This window comes from uncultured Roseobacter sp., from assembly GCF_947495275.1.
GTDB lineage: Bacteria > Pseudomonadota > Alphaproteobacteria > Rhodobacterales > Rhodobacteraceae > Roseobacter.
In genome coordinates, this window is record NZ_CANLYL010000003.1 from 289,432 (window position 1) to 309,974 (window position 20,543).

At 55.8% G+C, this 20,543-nt stretch carries 19 protein-coding genes; 8 read left to right on the plus strand and 11 right to left on the minus strand.

The annotated features are described in order from the left end of the window. Positions 1 to 4: 4 nt before the first annotated feature. From Q0802_RS07935 to Q0802_RS07945, 3 genes are read right to left on the minus strand one after another with little or no spacing between them, the layout of a single operon-like run. Positions 5 to 1,183 carry a CCA tRNA nucleotidyltransferase gene (locus Q0802_RS07935; RefSeq protein WP_298916100.1) on the minus strand — a complete coding sequence of 393 codons (1,179 nt, stop codon included), beginning with the start codon at positions 1,181 to 1,183 and terminating at the stop codon, positions 5 to 7. Beyond that, positions 1,159 to 1,755 carry a CoA pyrophosphatase gene (locus Q0802_RS07940; protein ID WP_298916103.1) on the minus strand — a complete coding sequence of 199 codons (597 nt, stop codon included), beginning with the start codon at positions 1,753 to 1,755 and terminating at the stop codon, positions 1,159 to 1,161. The genes Q0802_RS07935 and Q0802_RS07940 overlap by 25 nt, the downstream gene beginning before the upstream one ends. Further along, complete coding sequence (locus Q0802_RS07945; RefSeq protein ID WP_298916106.1) at positions 1,745 to 2,734, minus strand: Hsp33 family molecular chaperone HslO; 990 nt, start codon at positions 2,732 to 2,734, stop codon at positions 1,745 to 1,747. Before Q0802_RS07945 ends, Q0802_RS07940 begins: the two co-directional genes overlap by 11 nt. 81 nt (positions 2,735 to 2,815) lie before the next feature. Between Q0802_RS07945 and Q0802_RS07950 the strand changes: the two genes are divergently transcribed. Next, positions 2,816 to 3,253: an NUDIX hydrolase gene (locus Q0802_RS07950; RefSeq protein ID WP_298916109.1), complete on the plus strand. Its 438-nt coding sequence runs from the start codon at positions 2,816 to 2,818 to the stop codon at positions 3,251 to 3,253. Here the strand turns inward: Q0802_RS07950 and Q0802_RS07955 are convergent. Then, a complete protein-coding gene (locus tag Q0802_RS07955) occupies positions 3,241 to 4,524 on the minus strand; it encodes a SpoIIE family protein phosphatase (protein ID WP_298916112.1) in 1,284 nt (427 codons plus the stop codon). The genes Q0802_RS07950 and Q0802_RS07955 overlap by 13 nt on opposite strands. Positions 4,525 to 4,672: 148 nt before the next feature. Between Q0802_RS07955 and Q0802_RS07960 the strand changes: the two genes are divergently transcribed. Beyond that, positions 4,673 to 5,005, plus strand: a complete 333-nt coding sequence (locus Q0802_RS07960) for an Hpt domain-containing protein (protein WP_298916115.1) — start codon at positions 4,673 to 4,675, stop codon at positions 5,003 to 5,005. Here Q0802_RS07960 and Q0802_RS07965 read toward each other — a convergent pair. Then, positions 5,002 to 5,814: an SDR family NAD(P)-dependent oxidoreductase gene (locus Q0802_RS07965; protein ID WP_298916118.1), complete on the minus strand. Its 813-nt coding sequence runs from the start codon at positions 5,812 to 5,814 to the stop codon at positions 5,002 to 5,004. The two genes, Q0802_RS07960 and Q0802_RS07965, sit on opposite strands and share 4 nt — an antisense overlap. A gap of 9 nt (positions 5,815 to 5,823) precedes the next feature. Then, a complete protein-coding gene (gene ilvA / locus Q0802_RS07970; protein ID WP_298916121.1) occupies positions 5,824 to 7,059 on the minus strand; it encodes a threonine ammonia-lyase IlvA in 1,236 nt (411 codons plus the stop codon). 132 nt (positions 7,060 to 7,191) lie between these two features. On the opposite strand from ilvA, the gene Q0802_RS07975 reads away from it, so the two are divergent. Next, positions 7,192 to 8,412, plus strand: coding sequence for an argininosuccinate synthase (locus Q0802_RS07975; protein WP_298916124.1), 1,221 nt, complete (start codon positions 7,192 to 7,194; stop codon positions 8,410 to 8,412). A gap of 392 nt (positions 8,413 to 8,804) precedes the next feature. Here the strand turns inward: Q0802_RS07975 and Q0802_RS07980 are convergent, their stop codons facing one another. After that, on the minus strand, positions 8,805 to 9,500 hold the full coding sequence (locus Q0802_RS07980) for an HAD family hydrolase (protein ID WP_298916127.1): 696 nt from the start codon (positions 9,498 to 9,500) through the stop codon (positions 8,805 to 8,807). 191 nt (positions 9,501 to 9,691) lie between these two features. Here Q0802_RS07980 and msrA point away from each other — a divergent pair, with 191 nt between their 5' ends. Continuing rightward, complete coding sequence (gene msrA, locus Q0802_RS07985) at positions 9,692 to 10,354, plus strand: peptide-methionine (S)-S-oxide reductase MsrA (RefSeq protein ID WP_298916130.1); 663 nt, start codon at positions 9,692 to 9,694, stop codon at positions 10,352 to 10,354. Between the two features lies 1 nt (position 10,355). Here the strand turns inward: msrA and Q0802_RS07990 are convergent, their stop codons facing one another. Further along, entirely contained in the window at positions 10,356 to 12,611 is a 2,256-nt protein-coding gene (locus Q0802_RS07990) for an NADP-dependent malic enzyme (protein WP_298916133.1), read from the minus strand. Between the two features lie 138 nt (positions 12,612 to 12,749). Between Q0802_RS07990 and mutS the strand changes: the two genes are divergently transcribed. Next, a complete protein-coding gene (mutS, locus tag Q0802_RS07995; RefSeq protein WP_298916136.1) occupies positions 12,750 to 15,386 on the plus strand; it encodes a DNA mismatch repair protein MutS in 2,637 nt (878 codons plus the stop codon). Positions 15,387 to 15,420: 34 nt separating this feature from the next. Here mutS and Q0802_RS08000 read toward each other — a convergent pair whose 3' ends face one another. Beyond that, complete coding sequence (locus tag Q0802_RS08000) at positions 15,421 to 15,984, minus strand: nucleotide exchange factor GrpE (protein ID WP_298916140.1); 564 nt, start codon at positions 15,982 to 15,984, stop codon at positions 15,421 to 15,423. A 9-nt stretch (positions 15,985 to 15,993) separates the two neighbouring features. Continuing rightward, entirely contained in the window at positions 15,994 to 17,058 is a 1,065-nt protein-coding gene (gene hrcA, locus Q0802_RS08005; protein WP_298916142.1) for a heat-inducible transcriptional repressor HrcA, read from the minus strand. 111 nt (positions 17,059 to 17,169) lie between these two features. On the opposite strand from hrcA, the gene rph reads away from it, so the two are divergent. The 3 genes from rph to hemW are packed head-to-tail and all read left to right on the plus strand — an operon-like array spanning position 17,170 to position 19,641. Further along, complete coding sequence (rph, locus tag Q0802_RS08010; RefSeq protein ID WP_298916145.1) at positions 17,170 to 17,883, plus strand: ribonuclease PH; 714 nt, start codon at positions 17,170 to 17,172, stop codon at positions 17,881 to 17,883. Beyond that, positions 17,880 to 18,491, plus strand: a complete 612-nt coding sequence (rdgB, locus tag Q0802_RS08015; RefSeq protein ID WP_298916148.1) for an RdgB/HAM1 family non-canonical purine NTP pyrophosphatase — start codon at positions 17,880 to 17,882, stop codon at positions 18,489 to 18,491. Before rph ends, rdgB begins: the two co-directional genes overlap by 4 nt. After that, on the plus strand, positions 18,484 to 19,641 hold the full coding sequence (gene hemW, locus Q0802_RS08020; RefSeq protein WP_298916151.1) for a radical SAM family heme chaperone HemW: 1,158 nt from the start codon (positions 18,484 to 18,486) through the stop codon (positions 19,639 to 19,641). Before rdgB ends, hemW begins: the two co-directional genes overlap by 8 nt. On the opposite strand, the gene Q0802_RS08025 is transcribed toward hemW, so the two are convergent. Beyond that, the gene (locus tag Q0802_RS08025) at positions 19,638 to 20,540 is read right to left on the minus strand and encodes a ParB/RepB/Spo0J family partition protein (protein WP_298916154.1); all 903 of its coding nucleotides are present in this window, start codon (positions 20,538 to 20,540) and stop codon (positions 19,638 to 19,640) included. The two genes, hemW and Q0802_RS08025, sit on opposite strands and share 4 nt — an antisense overlap. Positions 20,541 to 20,543: the final 3 nt, after the last annotated feature.

Here is a 20,543-nt window from a genome sequence, read left to right on the forward strand (position 1 = left end):
CGGTTCATTTCAATGTCATCAACTCTTCACGTGTCAGTCGGAACTCAGCAGCAATCCAGCGCTGCTCGAGGTACTTTAATCGGTCACCCAGCGCCTTACCTGAAAGCCCAGGCATCAAGTCCTTAGCCTTGACCGGGAACAATGCGTTTGATGCAACCTCTATTGGGTTTAGCGCTGCCTTATCAACCGGTTGGTTGGACATGGCAGAACGCAGCAGCATTGCACCCACCGCCACATCAGAGCCATTGCGGTAGGCAACCTCATGGATCGGCATCATATTGCCGGACGCGGCTTGCAATTCGCTCAGAAACTTTGCGTGCCCTCGACTGAGCCGAAGGCGGTCTGCCGCATCCAGACCCCCAAGCGCCACCAGACGGACCCGCCAGTCCGGGGGTAGATCCAATGTCTGTTGATTGTGCACAACCGGTCCCAGAAACGTGATGTCGCTTCCCGGAAGAACACGCTGCAAAACACCGGTCTGTTGCATGGCCGCAACCGCCGCAACAGGATCGGGAGCCCCCAAAAGCTTGCACATTTCGGCCCCGATCCGTTCAGCAGAGAGGCCCTCTACTCCGGCGGCATTTCTTGCGATGGCATCCAGTGCCTCAGCCTCAAATCCGCCATTCGGATCGGCATACCACGCATGAAATCTGAAAAACCGTAATGCGCGCAGATAGTCTTCGCGAATGCGCGCGTTTGCGTCTTCGATGAACCTGATCCGGCGCGCCAGACAATCCGGCAGCCCGCCCAGCGGATCGACGATGCCCCCGTCTGGCGTGACGTAAAGCGCGTTCAGGGTAAAGTCCCGCCGTCTTGCGTCTTCTGAAATGTCGCTGGAAAACGAGATCACAGCGTGGCGGCCATCGGTTTCCACGTCACGCCGAAAGGTCGTTACCTCATAGCCCATTCCGTCTGTGACAACCGTTATGGTGCCATGATCGATCCCGGTTGGCACCGCTTTCAGACCCGCCGCCTGTGCCAGTTTCATGACATCTTGCGGCGTTGCATCGGTCGCCATGTCGACGTCCGCACCCGGCACGCCCAAAATCGCGTCTCGGACACATCCACCGACGAAATAGACCTGCGCACCCTGTGCGGAAATGGCCCGGCACACATCCTGTGTCGCGGCGGCGTTCAACCACCCGGTTTCAGGTGGGATTACCGTGATATCTGGTCGGTCCATGCCCGCAACATACGCGCAGTTGCGCCCCAGATGTAATAGGGGCCATAGGGCACCACAAAATAGGACCGCATCTGCCCCCGCCAGCGCCGCGACTGGATCAGATAGTTGTCCGCGTTCAGCACATGCACCAGTGGTACCGCAAAAACCTCATCGACCTCCCCGGGCTCAGGGCTAATCTCAAAATTGCCTTTGACCAATCCAATCACCGGCGTCACCATAAATCCGGTGACGGTTTCATGGGCGGGCAAGGTGCCCAGCACATCCACCTGTTCAGTGGGCAAGCCAATCTCTTCGCGCGCCTCGCGCAGGGCTGCCGCTGTGACGTTCACATCTCCCGCGTCCTGCTTGCCCCCCGGGAACGCGATCTGACCCGGGTGGTGTTTCAGGGCGGAGGACCGTTTGGTCAGAAGAAGGTGCAAACCGCCGTTTTTCTGTGTGATGGGTGCGAGAACGCCCGCCGGACGCAGCTTGCGACCAGCGGGCAGAACAGTTTCCGGGTTCAGATCGAAATCAGAAGACGGACGGCCCGGTCGTGCCAGAGCCGCCCCTATCTGTGCCAGATCAAGCGTCATCGCCGCCCGTCTCAGCCTCAAATCCAACAGTTATCGGATCAAGGTCATAATGCGCGCCACAGAACTGACAATCTGCCGTGACACGACCTGCGTCTGTGGTCATTTTCTCGATATCCTTGGCAGAGTAAATCGAGAGGCTTTGGCGCACCCGGTCTTCGGAACACGTACAGCCAAACCGAACGGTCTGCGCATCGAACACACGTGGCTGTTCTTCGTGGAACAGACGCAGCAACAGATCGTTTGGCGCCAATGTCGGACCAATCAGTTCAATCTCGTCCACCGTATCCAGCAGGATGTTTGCGCGGCTCCAGTTCTCTGCTTCGTCATCCTGAACCAAATCAGACGCCGAGAGCGTTTCGCCTTTGCCATCGCCATCAGCCACAAAGGGCGATGCCTTGGGCATGTGTTGCAACATCACACCTCCGGCACGCCAATGCTCGGCAACGCCCGGTTCTGTAGATTGTCCAAAGCTCAGGGAAAACCGGGTCGGGAGCTGCTCGGACTGCGCAAAATAGGTTTCTGCGCAGGCGGCCAGCGAATTACCGTCAAGCGGTGTAATCCCCTGATAGGGGGTCATACCTTTACCCTGATCAATCATGATGGCGAAATACCCCTCACCCACCTGATCAAAGGGGGCTGCATCGGTGAGCCGATCCGCATCATAGCTTGCATAGGCTCTGATACGTGCGGCCCCACCTTCCTTTTCTGGGCCATAGTAATCGGTGGCAATCATCCGAACCGCCCCTTTGGACTGGACTTGCAGCTGCAATTTCCAACGCAGCTTGATCGTCTGCCCGATCAATGCGGTCAGCAAAGCCATCTCCGCAACCAGTGCTTCGACTTGCGGCGGATAATCATGCTGTTTCAAGATACCATTCAGCGCTCCGTCGAGCCGCGCGACACGGCCGCGGATATTGCTGGCATCAAGTTGAAATGGCAGGACCGTATCGTCCCACGCGATCTGGTGTCCAAGTGTCATTGGGGTTTCCTTATCGCCAATCGGTTGGCATACCGGCCCCATATAAACGTCTTGCGTACGATGAAAAGAGGGCAAGCCAGAATGATGATACGTGTCGGCCATGCGCCACGCGCAGATCGACGCTATGTAACCCGCCCGGGAGCCTATGCGGTTTTGCCGTTGAACGGTGGCGTCCTTCTGACAGTTCAACTGGGCGAACGGGCAGACATTCAGTTGCCGGGCGGCGGCATCGACAAGGGCGAAAGCTCCATTCGTGCCTTGCACCGGGAGGTGATGGAGGAGACCGGCTGGCGCATTGCGAAACCTCGAAAGCTCGGGGCGTTCAAGCGGTTTGTGTTCATGCCTGAATACGACATCTGGGCGGAAAAGATCTGTCATGTCTTTGTGGCACGGCCCGTTTACCAGGTGGCAGCCCCAACGGAAGCGGACCATCAGTCCCTTTGGATGAGCCCCGAAAGGGCGGCTGAATCACTGGGCAATGATGGTGACCGGTTGTTTTTGGCGCGTTATTTTTCCTGAGAGCTGCCGCGATATTCGAACAAAAGACCTGACACATCGTCCGGAAATTCCGAAGCCCCCGCGAATTCACTTAGCGACCAGATGAGCGACTCGAAAAACGCCAGGCCACTAACGTCGTGTAGGTTTCGCAACATAGTCTCCAGTCCCTCCTCCTCCAGCATCTCGGTATCTGCACCGGGGCATTCCGTGACGCCATCGGACAGGATGATCAACCGATCACCTGCGTTCAAATGCATCTCGAATTGGCTGAATGTGACCCCGGACATCAAACCAACCGGAAAACCGCCCGTCCCTTCCTGCACAAGGGTGCCACACTTTCGCTGAATGACAGGGTGCGGATGGCCAGCCTGTCCGATCACCACTTTGCCGGTTTCCATGTCAATGTCGGCCAGCATCAGGGTGAAATAATGCTCTGTCTCCATTTCTTCGAGCACCATCTCGTTTAGCGTTTCAATGGCCTCTGCTGGCGGCCGGGACTGATAGGTGCCGTCTGGCAGTTTTTCCAACGCGACATTCTGGTCCAGCGCGCTGGCTGACAAATATCCCGCCAGTCTTGCCGTCATAAGAGCGGAACTGATGCCATGGCCGGACACATCGATTGCAAATAATCCCAAATGTCCTGCGGCGGCGGGATAAAATCCAACCAAATCACCACCAACATGACCGCTTGAACGCAAAAGAAGCGAAAGATCGCCCCCTTCGAAGTTCTTGTGCCGCTCTCGCACCAGCGATTGCTGCAGTTGTTTGGCCTCCACAAGGTCATTGTCGAGGGAATCGTACACGCGTTGCAGCTCGGCAAGTGTATCGGTAATCACTCGGTTTTGCAGCGTAAGTTCGCTCTGCATTTCAAGAATGCGTTCGCCCGCCATCATCCTCGCGCGCAATTCATTGCCATCCACCGGCTTGGTCAGGAAGTCATCAGCGCCAGCGTCCAGCCCTTCAGCGACATCGTTCTTTTCACTCTTCGATGTGAGCAAGATGAAATAGCTGTAATCCTCTCCGGAAAGTTCCCGAAAAGCCTTGCAGAACTCGATCCCGGACATGCCAGGCATCATCCAGTCGCTCAGAACCAATTCGGGCCGACGCACAGCGCATGCCGCCATCGCGGCCTCGCCGCTGTCTGCCTCCATGACCTCGTAGCCCCAGCGAGACAGGGTGCTGGTCAGGATTTTCCGTTGCAATCGGCTGTCGTCTACGACCAGCACGAGCTTGGGCGCAGCCAGTTCTTCGGGCAACACTTCCGTGTCCGCTATTGCCAATTGCTTAGACATAAAATGCTCAATTCATTCCTCTCACCGCTCTACCCTCAGAATGCTTAAGAGCAGGTGAAAATTCGAATGCGTTCAACAAATCTGCCCGCGACAAACGATCCGTTAGGATTCTAGGCCCATAATACCCTTCAAATTGGTGGAGTTTGCCATGATCGATTGGGAAAGAGTAACCACACTTCGGGAAGAGGTGGGCACAGAAGACTTCGACGAAGTTGTCGAGCTGTTTTTGGAAGAAGTAGATGCGGCGATTGCTGAGTTAAAAGCTCAAGAAACACATAGTGATCTCGAAGAACGCTTGCATTTTTTGAAAGGTAGCGCGCTCAGCTTGGGATTCCGTCAGTTCTCCGGTCTTTGCCAAAACGGCGAAAGCGCCGTTGCAAACGACCCGGGCGCTGTTGTGGACATTCCAGAAATCCTGGCCAGCTACGAAAATTCGCGTGTGATCTTTCTGAGCGAGATGAGCACCAAGCTCGCAGGTTAGAGCAGCTTGTAAAAGTCCTTTATGTCAGATGTGTCCATTTCGCCCTCCATTCTGGACCTCAGCCGCACCATACCCTTGATCCACTTTTCGTGATTCTCTGCTCGCGATCGCGCGTATTCGGCAACCTGTGGATGCGGCAGAATGAGGAACCTACCATCTGCAACGCCATCAAGAATATCGCCAGCGACCTGTTCCGCGGTAAGAAGGCTTTCATGAGTGACGGCATCTGAAGCGTTCAAACCAATGAGTGGGGTCGCAACATATTGCGGGCAGACGACGGAAACCCCGATCCCATCTGACCGATGGGTAATTGCGAGAGATTCGGCAAAGCTGACGGCAGCATGTTTTGTGGCTGAGTAAGCGGCATCACCGATTTGGTTGAGCAACCCTGCCGCGGAAGTGATGTTCACAAAATACCCAGATCGCCGCGCGATCATTTCCGGCAGCAGGGCCCGCGCCGCATAGACATGGGCCATCACGTGCAAAGACCAATTTTGTGCCCAAACCTCATTTGTCGCCGACGCAGCATGATCTGGTTGTGACTCAAAACTCCCCGCGTTAGAGACGAAAATATCAATGCTGCCAAGATTTCTTGATATCTCACGAATCGTTTCGGTGAGTTTTGGCTCCCGCGTGACATCACAACAATACCCCGAGCATCGAAGGTGATTTGCGGTTTCTTCAACCCGCTCTGGACCTAGATCGAGAATCGCAACTTTGGCACCCTTACCCAGAAAACCTGCCGCCAGCGCTGCTCCGATGCCACTTGCGCCTCCGGTGATGGCAACCACCTTTCCAGAGAAATCCATACCGCTACCTCAGATGACAAATTGCGCCAAAGTCTCGTCGTTGGTGATGTCGGTATAGGTGAAACCGGCCTTATCGAGCTCACCAAGGAACCGTTGAAAATTCTCCGGGCGGGTCGTTTCGATACCAATCAGCACGGAGCCAAAATTGCGGGCAGATTTCTTCAGATATTCGAACCGGGCAATGTCATCATCAGGGCCAAGGATGTTGAGGAACTCCTTGAGCGCACCAGGTCGTTGCGGCATACGCAGGATGAAGTACTTCTTCACGCCCGAATACCGTTGCGCGCGCTCTTTGACCTCGGGCAACCGTTCAAAGTCGAAGTTTCCGCCAGAGGCGACACAAACCACAGTTTTCCCTTTGATTTGATCGGCCAGATCAGAAAGCGCTTCAATTGCCATGGCGCCTGCGGGCTCCAGCACGATACCCTCGACGTTCAACATCTCAACGATGGTCGTACAAATGCGATCCTCCGACAGATGCAGCACGCTATCTGCAGCAACGCTCTTTAACCGCGCGAAAGTCCGTTCGCCAATTTTCGCAACCGCCGCACCATCGACAAAACTATTGATCGGCGAGACATCTACCGGCGCGCCGTCTTCAAGCGCCTTGCCCAGGCTTTGTGCGCCGGTGGGTTCCACAAATGTATAACGGCAGTTTTCACCAAAAAAACTGCGCACACCTGATGACAGGCCGCCGCCGCCAACTGGTAAAACGATGTGATCCGGGGTGCGGCGCAGTTGCGCTTCAATTTCAACAGCGACAGAGGCCTGCCCCTCGATCACGTCTTCATCATCAAAGGGCGACAGAAAATGACCGGCCGCTTCCTCACAAAACGCCTGCGCTGCGGAGAGCGTCTTGTCGAAATAGTCTCCAACAAGGCGTATTTCGACCTGCTCACCGCCAAACATCTTTGTTTTCAGAATTTTCTGCTGCGGCGTCGTAACCGGCATAAAAACAACACCGTGCACACCGAAATGCCGGCACATGAAAGCAACGCCCTGAGCATGATTGCCAGCGCTTGCACATACAAAGAGATCCTGCCCGGGAATTTGCTTGCGCATGGCGTTGAATGCGCCACGTAGTTTATAGGACCGCACGGGGCTGAGGTCTTCGCGTTTCAGCCAGACCTCGGCACCAAAGCGCTCGGACAAATGATCGTTCCGCATCAAAGGCGTTGCGGGAAAAACGGCGCGCATTTCCTGCTCAGCGGCCCGTGCTGCCTCGGCAAAGGCGGTGGATGTCATGTGCCCGCTCCTTGGGGGTTTTTGCAAGATTGATCAGTAGGCCCGCCGGGCGTGTGGGTCAACGCGGTTCAACCTTGCTGCGCTCAGCAAAACCCGTTATCGGCTGCGGGCAAAGTGACGAAGGAAAATTCAATGTCTGCGCCCAAAAAAGTTGTGCTCGCCTATTCCGGCGGTCTCGATACATCAATCATCCTGAAATGGCTGCAAACCGAATATGGCTGTGAAGTGGTGACCTTCACAGCGGATTTGGGCCAGGGCGAAGAACTGGAGCCTGCGCGCAAAAAAGCCGAGCAAATGGGTGCCAAGCAGATTTATGTTGAAGATGTGCGCGAAGAATTCGTGCGTGATTTCGTGTTCCCGATGTTTCGGGCCAACGCGGTCTACGAGGGTCTGTATCTGTTGGGAACGTCCATCGCGCGACCGCTGATTTCCAAACGTCTGGTCGAGATTGCCGAGGAAACAGGCGCGGACGCGGTGGCGCATGGCGCGACCGGCAAGGGCAACGATCAGGTCCGTTTCGAATTGGCCGCCTATGCCTTGAACCCTGATATCAAGGTGATCGCACCCTGGCGTGAATGGGATCTCAGTAGCCGGACCAAACTGCTGGATTTTGCCGAAAAGAACCAGATTCCTATTGCCAAGGACAAACGCGGCGAAGCGCCCTTCAGCGTCGACGCCAACCTGTTGCACACCTCCTCCGAGGGTAAAGTGCTGGAGGACCCGGCCGTGGATGCGCCCGATTACGTTTATCAACGCACGGTAAACCCAGAAGACGCGCCGGAGACGCCTGAATACATCGAGGTCGGATTCGAAAAAGGCGATGCGGTCAGCATTGACGGCGTTGCGATGTCCCCCGCGACGCTGCTGACGCGCCTCAATGAATTGGGTGGTAAACACGGCTGCGGGCGGCTTGATCTGGTTGAGGGCCGTTTTGTTGGGATGAAATCACGCGGCATCTACGAGACGCCGGGCGGGACGCTGTTGCTGGAAGCGCATCGTGCCATCGAATCCATCACACTCGACCGCGGGGCCATGCACCTCAAGGATGAGCTGATGCCGCGTTATGCGGAACTCATCTACAACGGGTTCTGGTTCTCGCCCGAACGCACGATGCTGCAAGCTGCCATTGATGCCTCACAAACTCATGTCACCGGCACCGTGCGCCTGAAACTTTACAAAGGTCACGTGCGCACGGTGGGACGCTGGTCAGACCACAGTCTCTACTCTGAGGCACATGTGACATTTGAAGACGACGCCGGCGCCTACGACCAGAAAGACGCCGCCGGGTTCATCCAATTGAACGCGCTGCGCCTGAAGCTGCTGGCCGCGCGAGATCGTCGGTTGAACGACTAAGTTACCCGCAGAGTTATCCTCTGGACTCTAATTGACCACCACATGTACCATATATGGTGAGTAGAATCATGTCTTGACCCCACTGGTTGTCTGAAACGGCGCGGACAACCGTCCGGGAAGGGAGGTGTTTAGCATTGGTTAAATCTACTCGCAAAGTAGGCCGTAGCGCGATCACTGGTCGTTTTACTACGGTAGCCACGGCCCGACGCAAGAGTAAGACTCATGTCGTCGAGACCGTGAAAAACTCAAGGCCCAAGAAGGGCAAGTAAAGTTCAGGGCGGTTATCTCTTGTGGGGGTGACCGCCCTGCTTTTATACTAAAGAGTAAAATGTGAGATTCAATCAATAATTTCAGATAGTTACTTCTCAACATTTGGACTCAATTTCAGTGACTTAGCCGATCTTACGTTCAAGTAGCGCCCCATAATATGGCTGCGCAGCATCCAGAAGGTCAGCCAAACTCTCTTCGATCACGGGCAATTTGCCCTCCGCGCCAGCGAACCCGCTGCTTCGATGCACCGCACCATACCAATGCGCGGCCCAAACACCGTCCTCTTCACGCGGGCCCGATGGCCAATGCAGCATGGCCGGATCGAAAGGCAGATCAATCGCTGCGCATAAGGCGCGCAACATATGTTCGGGGCGCGCACGAATGTCCGTGCTGTCGATCACGATACCGCCCAGTTTCTCATAGAGTGCGTGTTGCTGGACAAAGCCGATGTCCTCCAGCGTCGGCGCTTCGCGTTTCGCCGCATAGCTGGCGATGACCCGCGCAGGGTGGCGGATCAGATGCACATTCACGCAGTCTTGCGCCCACTCCAGCGGAAAACCTGCCAGCATATGATGGGGCATGTGTTTCATGTAGAGATGCGGCGTGGCTACGCGAGCAGTACATTGCAGGGCGACCTCGGTCGGGTCGGTAGGTTGACTATTGAGAATATCGTCGCGCATTGGATGATCAGCGCCCGATTTCGCGAGATATGCCGCGTAGAATGGCTCATCCATGACCGAAAAATCTTTGCGCGCGCCAAAACTGTACATCATCGCCGTCGATAGGTTGCGCGGGCCAGACCACATCGCAATCCGCATCAATATTGCCCTCGGCGGCAGGTCTTTGTTTCAAAATTCATCGCGCGCGCCCCTTGATGTTTCAATTCACGTTAAAAACGGCCATCGGAAATGCCAAGCCGTAAACTAACTTCACCAGCACGTGAGATCGCAGGCTCGTGAATTGTTCTCGCCGAGCGGCCCGGACAGACTGCACTGAAAGGAGATGCGGTATGTTTAACCTCAATACGTTGAAATCAGTGGCTCTGGTCGGGATGATCGCCTTCGGTTTTATGGCTCAGGCGCGCACGGCGCAGGCGGCCGAACTTGAAACACTGACCGTTGCAGGTGGCTGTTTCTGGTGTGTCGAGGCGGATTTCGAGAAGGTCAAGGGCGTCAAAGAGGCTGTATCGGGTTTCGCGGGTGGATCGGTGAAGAACCCAACCTACAAGCAAGTCACAGCGGGCGGCACGGGTCACTACGAGGTGGTGCAAATTACATTTGATCCGTCGATTGTGGATCGTCGCACGTTGCTTGATCTGTTTTTCCGTTCCGTTGACCCGACAGATGCGGGTGGCCAGTTCTGCGACCGGGGAGACAGCTACAGAACGGCAATTTTTGCGGAAACACCCCAACAACAGAAGATTGCCAAAGCAGCCAAGGCCAAAGCAGCCACAGATCTTGGCCAAACTGTTGTAACGCCCATTCTGGGCGCATCGGAATTCTATCCGGCGGACGCTTACCACCAGGATTATTACAAAGGAAATTCCCTGGTGCTCACACGGTTTGGCCCGAAACGGCAGGCGTCTGCCTATAAAGCCTATCGGAAGGCCTGCGGCAGAGACGCACGTGTCAAAGAGCTTTGGGGCAGTGCTGCACCTTTTGCCGGAAGCTGAACTACCCGACCTTGCAGGCAGCCAGAACAGCCATGTTCAGAATATCGTTCGCCGTCGAGACGGTAGAACACATCTGAATGGAGCCGTTCACCCCTGCGAGGATAGGACCAATCACTGTCGCCCCCGCCATTTCCTGCATCAGTTTCACCGAAATGCTTGCGGAATGACGGGCCGGAACAACGAGGATATTTGCTGGCCCAGTCAGGCGTGAGAACGGATAGGCAGCCTGTGCCCTGGCGTTTAGGGCCACATCCACGGTCATCTCGCCCTCGTATTCAAAGCTGACACCGCGCGCATCCAGAACCTGCGGCGCGAGGTACATTTTTTCCGCGCGTTCCGAAACGGGGTACCCGAAGGTCGAAAAACTGACAAAAGCCACGCGGGGTTCAAGCCCCATGTTCTGCGCCACAGTCGCAGCCCGCTCAGCAATATTGGCAAGGTCTTCTTCGTCCGGCCATTCGTGCACCAGCGTATCAGCAATGAATATGATCCGGCCCTTGTGCAAAAGTGCGGTGATCCCCGCCGCTCCACTCGCCTTATCCGCGTCGAACACGTGATTGATGCGGTCCAGTACATGCGCTGATTTCCGTGTCGCGCCCGTGACCAGACCATCGCCATGCCCATGCTGCAACATCAGGGCGGAGAATACATGCCGGTCGCGCGCGGCCAGTCGGTGAATGTCTTGCGCATCAAATCCTCGACGATGCAAACGCTCATAAAGGAACGTCTTATACGTCTCTAAATGGAGCGTATTGGCCGCATTCACGATCTCAATTTCGCGGTCTGCATCTGCCAAACCTGCCGCTTTAAGTTTGGATTTCACATCCTCCGGGCGACCGACAACCAGGGCTTTGCCAAGACCGGCGCGCTGATACATCACAGCCGCACGCAAGACCCTCGGGTCGTCACCTTCGGCAAAAATCATGCGCGCCTGATTGGCACGGGCACGCGCGTTGATGCCCCGCAGAATGCTTGCGGTCGGGTCCATGCGCGATTTCAGGGATAACTCATAGGCTTCCATGTCAATGATCGGACGGCGGGCAGCGCCGGTGTTCATGCCCGCCAAGGCCACCGCTGGCGGAATGCGGTGGATCAGCCTTGGGTCAAATGGTGTCGGAATGATGTAGTCGCGCCCGAACGTCAGGTTTTTGCCATAAGCCAAGGCCACTTCATCCGGCACATCCTCACGCGCGAGATTGGCTAGGGCATGCGCACAGGCAATTTTCATTTCATCGTTGATCGCACGTGCATTGATGTCCAGTGCACCGCGAAAAAGATATGGGAAACCAAGCACATTATTGACCTGATTTGGATAGTCGCTTCGACCTGTGGCAACGATAGCATCGGCGCGAACCTCATGCGCGTCCTCCGGCGTGATTTCCGGGTCCGGGTTCGCCATGGCAAAAATCACCGGGTTTTCTGCCATGCTCGTCACCATATCCTGCGTGACGGCTCCCTTGACCGACACACCCAGAAAAACGTCAGCCCCCTTCATCGCCTCATCCAGCGTGCGCAACTCCGTGGCAACCGCATGCGCTGATTTCCACTGGTTCATACCCTCCGTACGCCCCTGATAAATCACACCTTTCGTGTCGCACATGATGCAGTTCTGATGCTGCGCGCCCATCGCCTTGAGCAGTTCCAGACAGGCGATACCAGCAGCACCTGCCCCATTCAGAACGATACGCACATCTTCAATTTTCTTGCCGGAGATATAGAGCGCGTTCAGCAACCCCGCAGCACAAATCACCGCCGTACCGTGCTGATCATCATGGAAAACCGGGATATCCATCTCTTCCTTGAGACGCTGCTCAATGATGAAACATTCCGGCGCCTTGATGTCCTCGAGATTGATACCCCCAAACGTCGGCCCCATCAGTTTGACCGCATTGATGAAGGCGTCCGTGTCTTCTGTATCAAGCTCTACGTCGATGCTGTTCACATCGGCAAAACGCTTGAAGAGCACCGCCTTGCCTTCCATCACAGGTTTCGAGGCCAACGCACCCAGATTGCCCAACCCAAGAACCGCCGTACCGTTGGAGATGACAGCCACCAGATTGCCCTTGTTGGTATAATCATAGGCTGTTTCCGGATTGGCCGAAATTGCTTCGCAAGGCACTGCCACGCCGGGCGAATAGGCCAGGCTCAGATCCCGCTGCGTCGTCATCGGAACTGTTGCCGTAATCTCAAATTTTCCGGGCGTCGGTTCGAGATGGAAGGCCAGGGCCTCTTCGGGTGTCACGCGGGTTTTTGACATGGGAAATAGGCCTTTGTTGATGATCCGGGCGCACAACCTCTAGCCCAGCACGCGCGTCGCCTCAAGCAGACAGCATTTGAGGCTTTTACCTCCCGCGCGCCGTTTGTAAGGTCAGCGCAAACCGCCGGGGGGCACCACATGACCGTCACGCCAATGATGGCGCAATATCTCGAATTGAAAGCCGACTATTCGGACGCTTTGCTGTTTTACCGCATGGGCGATTTCTACGAGATGTTCTTTGATGATGCGGTCGCTGCGGCGCAGGCGCTCGACATCGCGCTGACCAAACGCGGCAAACATGACGGTGCTGATATTCCCATGTGCGGCGTTCCGGTGCATGCCGCCGAAGGCTATCTGTTGACGCTAATCCGCAAAGGTTTCCGTGTCGCGGTTTGCGAGCAGATGGAAAGTCCCGCTGAGGCGAAAAAGCGCGGATCCAAATCCGTTGTGAAACGCGATGTTATGCGCCTGGTGACACCGGGCACACTGACCGAAGAAGCCCTTTTGGAAGCGCGCAGGCACAATTATCTCGCGGCATTTGCGGAAGTGCGCGATGCGCAGGCCCTGGCATGGGTCGATATCTCCACCGGTGCTTTCCATGTGATGCCCTTGACGGCTGTGCGTTTGGGTCCAGAGCTCGCCCGCCTGGCACCGTCGGAACTCATTGTTTCTGAAAGCAAAGAAGCTGAACTGCGTGACGTTGCCGAAGACTTTGGCATCGCTCTGACCGGAATTGCGCGATCGGCGTTTGACAGCACCGGTGGCGAAAAGCGCCTTTGCGATCTTTTTGAGGTCGAAACGCTGGAAGCCTATGGCGCGTTTTCACGTGCCGAAATTGCCGCCATGGGTGCCATCATCCAATATCTGGAGATCACCCAGAAAGGCAATCTACCGCTTTTGCGCCCCCCTCAGAAAGAGGCAGAAAACCGAACCGTTCAAATTGACGCTGCAACTCGGCGCAACCTTGAGCTGACACAAGCGCTTTCAGGCGGTCGAGCGGGATCACTTCTCGGCGTTATCGACAAGACCGTGACCGCAGGGGGTGCCAGACTGCTGGAACGTCGCCTGTCCAGCCCGTCGCGGATGTTGTCCGTCGTGCACGCAAGACTGAAAGCAGTGGGTTTCGCAGCGCATGAAATGGAGTTGCGACAAAAACTGCGTGAGCATCTGCGCAAGGTCCCAGATCTTGATCGTGCGTTATCGCGTTTGTCACTTGACCGGGGAGGACCACGCGATCTTGCAGCACTTCGAAACGGTCTTTCTGAAGCAGAATCCTTAAGTGAGGCGCTGGCGGACAGCGATTTGCCTCCGCTCCTGAGTGATGCTCGAAAAGACATGGTAGGCAATCGCGCTTTGATCGACCTTCTGGATGCAGCCTTAGTCGCTGAACCACCGCTGCTGACGCGCGACGGCGGCTTCATCGCCCCCGGTCACGATGTGGACTTGGACGAAGCTCGTAAACTGCGTGACGAAGGCCGTGGCCTGATCGCACAGATGCAGGCAGATTTCGTCTCTAATACGGGGATTTCATCCCTTAAGATCAAGCACAACAATGTTTTGGGATATTTCATCGAAACACCGGCGACACACGCGGATAAGATGCTGTCCCCGCCCCTTTCGGAGACCTTCATCCACCGTCAGACAACAGCCAATCAAGTGCGCTTCACCACGGTGGAACTTTCAGAAATGGAAACCAAAATCCTCAACGCCGGTGCGCGCGCGCTGGAAATTGAAAAACGTCACTTCGAAGAGCTCCGCACAACCGTCTTGGACAGGGCTGCGGATATTAATGAGGCCGCGAGCGGGCTTGCAGAAATAGACCTGAGCACCGCTCTGGCAGAGCTTGCAGTATTGGAAAACTGGGGCGCGCCGAAAGTCGATGAAAGCCGCGCCTTCGACATCACCAAAGGGCGCCATCCGGTCGTTGAAAACGCACTCAAATCCGGAACAAATGAGCCCTTTATCGCAAACGACTGCGATCTGAGCGCTGATGATAAAGCCGCCAAGGTCTGGCTTCTGACCGGTCCCAACATGGCCGGGAAGTCCACGTTTCTGCGTCAGAATGCGATTATCGCGATACTGGCGCAAATGGGCAGTTTTGTGCCCGCTGAGACTGCCCATATCGGGTTGGTCAGTCAGGTTTTCAGCCGCGTTGGTGCTTCAGATGATCTGGCACGGGGACGATCCACTTTTATGGTTGAAATGGTCGAAACAGCGGCAATCCTGAATCAAGCTGACGACCGTGCATTGATTATTCTGGACGAGATTGGCCGCGGCACAGCCACTTATGATGGGTTGTCCATTGCCTGGGCCACGTTGGAACACCTGCATGATGCCAACCGTAGCCGCGCTCTGTTTGCCACGCATTATCATGAGATGACCGCACTGGCCGGTAAATTGGATGGGGTCGAAAACGCAACTGTGGCGGTGAAGGAGTGGGAGGGCGAGGTCATCTTCCTGCATGAAGTGCACAAAGGGGCGGCGGATCGGTCTTACGGCGTTCAGGTGGCGCAGCTGGCCGGACTGCCGCCTGCCGTGATCGCGCGGGCACGCGTGGTTCTCGACGCCTTGGAAAAAGGGGAACGCGAAGGCGGCGCAACGCAGAAAACGCTGATTGACGATTTGCCGTTGTTTTCCGCAGTCGCCACGTCACCACCCCCCAAATCAAAATCCTCAGCCGTCGAGGACGCGCTGACTGATATCCACCCAGACGAGCTCACGCCGCGAGAAGCGTTGGAGATGCTCTATAAATTGAAAGAGGCCGCCAAATCCTGACGGCCTTCTTTCGATTTCAGTGCTGATGAAACCCTCAGCCAGCAGGCGTTGAAGATACGCCAACCTGAGCCGGACGCAGCAAACGATCGTGTAGCATGAAGCCTTCGGCTGCAACCTGAATGATATCGCCCGCTTTCGTGCCCGGAACGGGTGCTTCGAACATCGCTTGATGGTGCTGCGGGTCGAACCGGTCACCCACCTCAGGCGCAATGATCTCAATCCCATGCTTCTTGAAAACGCTCAGAAGCTCGCGCATCGTCAGCTGAATGCCTTCGATCAGCGCGCTGTTGGTCTCCTTCTGCTCATCCGTGATGGTTTCCAACGCGCGTTTCATGTTGTCATAAACCGGCAACATGTCCCGCGACAGTTTGGAGCCGCCATAGTTTTCGGCCTCACGGCGGTCACGGTCAGACCGTTTGCGCGCGTTTTCCGCATCTGCCAATGCACGCATGAAGCGATCACGCAATTCATCACGTTCAGCGCGCAACTGGTCCAGCTCCAGCGCTTCGTCGTCAATTTCTTCCATCGCTTCCGCAAAAGCTTCGGCTTCCGCATCTTCGATATCGTCCAGAAACTCTTCGTTCTTGGGCTCTGCCATAGTTCACCTCTAGCTCCGGTCCGAAATCAGCTTTCCGACCAGCTGTGCCGTGTAATTCACAATCGGCACAATGCGTCCATAATTCAGTCTCGTCGGACCAATGACACCAACCGCGCCAATGATCTTTCGATCAGCGTTCATATATGGGGAAACCACCAGAGAGGAACCCGAAAGTGAAAAAAGTTTGTTCTCAGAACCAATAAAAATGCGCACACCGTCGCCTTCTTCAGCAAGTTCGAGGAATTCTGCGATATCACGTTTGCGTTCAAGGTCATCAAACAGGCGTCTGATGCGCTCCAAATCTTCGGTCTCGCCATCTTCGCTCAGCAGATTCGACCGCCCCCGGACAATCAACCGTTCGATCTGATCGCCCTCACCTTCCCAAACAGCAAGCCCGCTTTCGACCAGATCCTGCGCCAGCGAATCAATTTCCTGACGGCGGTTCCGAATCTCGATTTGAACCGTGTTTTGAACTTCGCCGAGCGTCTTACCTTCGATCAGCGCGTTGAGGAAATTGGCTGCCTCGCGCATCGAGCTCGGTGTCTGCCCGGCGGGTGGTGTGAAAAGCCGGTTTTCCACGTGGCCATCGGCAAAGACCAGAACGACAAGCGCACGGTCATGAGACAGAGAGACGAACTCAATGTGCTTGATGGGCGCTTCGCGCTTTGGCGTCAGAACAAGGGATGCGCCATGCGTCACGCCCGACAACGCGGATCCGACACGATCCAGCAGGCCACTGACATCCTGCTCGTTCGAGCCCAGCGTCGCGTCGATTTTCTCGCGGTCTGTTTCATCCGGGTTGCCAATTTCCAGCAACCCGTCAACAAACATGCGCAACCCAAGTTGCGTGGGTATCCGCCCGGCACTGACATGCGGGCTGTCAAGCAGACCGAGATATTCAAGATCCTGCATCACATTGCGGATCGTCGCGGCGCTCACCTTCTCACTGAAATCCCGCGTCAGCGTACGCGATCCAACAGGCGTGCCGTCCTCAAGATACCCCTCCACCACGCGGCGGAAGACTTCGCGCGAACGCTCATTCATCTCCCCAAGAATTTTTGGCACATCATTCATATCGGTATCCTACCTGCCTGCGCATAAAAGCATAAGGGGGTGAGAATTCAATCGGGGTTGCATCCCTTGGGCTCAGAGCGGTATCGGGGGGTATCAAGCAAAGGATATGTCATGCGCCCTTCAGGTCGAGCTTTAGATGAAATGCGTTCTGTGGTGATTGAGACAAGTTTCACCAAACACGCCGAAGGGTCCGCCCTGATCAAGATGGGTGATACCCATGTGTTGTGCACAGCCACGATCGAGGACCGCGTGCCGCCTTTCATCAAAGGATCGGGTCTTGGCTGGGTCACAGCCGAATACGGCATGCTGCCACGTGCCACCAGCACGCGCATGCGCCGCGAAGCGGCCGCTGGCAAGCAAGGTGGAAGAACCGTTGAAATTCAAAGGCTTATTGGCCGCGCCCTGCGCGCAGGCGTTGATCGGGTGGCCTTGGGCGAGCGTCAGATCACCGTAGACTGCGATGTCTTGCAGGCGGACGGCGGCACACGCTGCGCCTCAATCACAGGCGGCTGGGTTGCGCTGCGACTTGCTGTTAACAAGCTGATGAAAGCGGGCGATGTGATCAGCGACCCCATGGTTGATCCCGTTGCCGCCATCAGTTGTGGCATCTATGCCGGTCAACCCGTGCTGGATCTTGATTATCCCGAAGACTCAGAAGCCGGTGTTGACGGAAATTTTATCATGACCGGCTCACATAAGCTGATCGAAGTCCAAATGAGCGCCGAAGGTTCGGTATTCTCCCGGAATCAAATGGACGCCTTGATGGACCTCGCCGAAAAAGGCGTCTCGGAATTGGCCGAAGCCCAGAAAGCTGCCGCTGCATGACACGTAAGTTCGACGGTAAACGCATTCTGGTCGCGACTCATAACGCGGGCAAACTGGACGAAATGCGCCAGCTGTTTGAACCCTATGGCGTCGAAGTTGTCGGGGCGGCAGAAATGCATTTGTCGGAACCCGAGGAAACAGAAACAACATTTGTCGGTAACGCCCGCATCAAGGCACGCGCCGCTGTTCTGGCTACTGGATTACCAGCGCTGGCGGATGATTCCGGTATCGAAGTCGAAGCGCTGGATGATCAGCCCGGCGTTTACACTGCGGATTGGGCTGAAACGCCCGCTGGTCGCGATTTCATTATGGCGATGACCAAGACGCATTCGCTGCTTGAAGAAAAACAAGCAGCCCATCCCCGGCGCGCCCGTTTCCGCGCCACTTTCGTTTTGGCCTGGCCTGATGGGCATGATGAAGTGTTCGAAGGCAAGGTGAACGGCTCGCTGGTCTGGCCCATTCGTGGGGAGGTCGGCCACGGCTATGACCCCATGTTTCAGCCCGACGGGTATGACATCACTTTTGCGGAAATGGACCCGGCGGAGAAAAACCGGATCAGCCATCGTGCGGATGCCTTCACAAAACTGATCGCAGGGTGTTTTGGCTGAAGATTGGGAAAACGGTGGTTTCGGTCTGTATCTTCATTGGCCGTTCTGTGAGGCGAAATGCCCCTACTGCGATTTCAACAGCCATGTGTCCCGCGAAATCGATCAATCGGCCTGGTGCGAAGCCTACCTGACGGAACTGGCGCGCGCGGCCAGGGAAACACCGGGACGCGTGCTCAGGTCGGTTTTCTTCGGCGGGGGCACACCAAGCCTGATGGCCCCGGATACGGTCGCACGCATCATCGAAAGAATCCGGGCCTTGTGGCCTTGTGCGAACGATCTGGAAATCACGCTGGAGGCCAACCCAAGCTCTGTCGAAGCGCATAAGTTCCGGGATTTTCGTGAAGGTGGGGTCAATCGCATCTCCATGGGCATCCAGGCGTTGAACGATACGGATTTGAGCCGCCTTGGCAGGTTGCACAGCGCCGATGAAGCCATGAAGGCATTTGATATTGCCCGCAGCACCTTTGAGCGCGTCAGTTTTGACTTGATCTATGCCCGCCAGAGTCAATCGTTAAAGGACTGGGAGGACGAACTGAAGCAGGCTCTCTCCATGGCTGTTGACCACTTGTCGCTTTATCAGCTGACCATTGAACAAGGCACCGCCTTCGGTGACCGGTATAATGCGGGAAAACTGAAAGATCTGCCTGATGACGATCTTGGTGCGGACCTCTTTGAACTGACGCAGGATATTTGCGGTGCTCATGGCATGCCCGCCTATGAGGTTTCCAATCATGCCCGTGACGGTGCACAATCGAGGCATAACCTGATCTACTGGCGGTACGGCGACTATGTGGGGATCGGACCCGGCGCCCATGGTCGGATCACGAGAAACGGGCAGCGGTGGGCAACCGAGTGTTTTTCCAACCCGGCCCGTTGGCTGCATTCCGTGGCGACCAATGCTGCCGAGAAGCCGCGCGCGCCGCTGACTAAATCAGATCAATCTGTCGAATTTCTGCTGATGGGTCTCCGCCTCAAAGAGGGTATTGATCCTGAGCGGTATGAAAAACTGTCCGGCACGGCACTACCGACCAGCAAGATCGAAGAATTGGTCAAACTCGGTATGATTCATGAGAAAGATAAGAGGTTAATCGTTTCAAAACAAGGGTTTACAGTTTTAAACGCCGTGGTGTCCAAATTGCTGGAATCCTAGGACCCGCTCAGTATCCGACACAATTCATCAAGCTCTTCCAAAGACTTATAGTGCACGGTCATTTGCCCTGCCTCCTGCCCCGGCTTGTGATTGAGGTTCACTTTCATTCCCAATGTGGCGGACAAATCGCCCTCAAGGGCCTTGGTATCCGCGTCTTTTTGGTCGGGTCCTGAGCCGGCAGGATTTTTTCCAGAAGTGCCGCCAGCGTCGGGATCTTGCTCTTTTTTAAGCAATGCCTCTGCCGCCCGTACCGATAACCCGCCTTTGATAATCTGCTGAGCGAGCCTCAAAGGATCTTGCGACGTGACCAGCGTTCGCGCATGGCCAGCGCTCAGCTCGCCTTTCCGGACGAGCTCAAGCACAGTATCCGGCAAATTCAACAGCCGTAAAAGATTTGCGATATGGCTTCTGCTCTTACCCAGCGCTTCGGCCATTTTTTCCTGCGTGTGACCAAATCGGTCCATCAGCTGGCGATAGCCTGCGGCCTCTTCGATGGGATTGAGGTCCGCCCGTTGAATATTCTCGATAATCGCAACTTCGAGCACTTCAACGTCGGAAAAGGATCGAACGATGACCGGAAGATCATGCAGCTTTGCCATTTGGGCCGCGCGCCAACGCCGCTCACCAGCTACAATCTCGTACCGGTCACCTGCAATTGCACGCACGATCAGCGGCTGAATAACACCTTTTTCCCGAATGGATGACGCCAGATCATCCAGATCGCCTTCAGCAAATCGTTTACGCGGCTGTTCGGGATTGGGGGTAATTTGTTCGATGGGGATCAAGCGCTCTGTCGCAGACAGCCCCGCGCTCGCAGTCTTTTCTGTCTCCGCAACATCAGCCATCAAGGCGGATAAGCCCCTGCCTAATCCACGTTTGCGATCAACCCCACCTGCCATTTT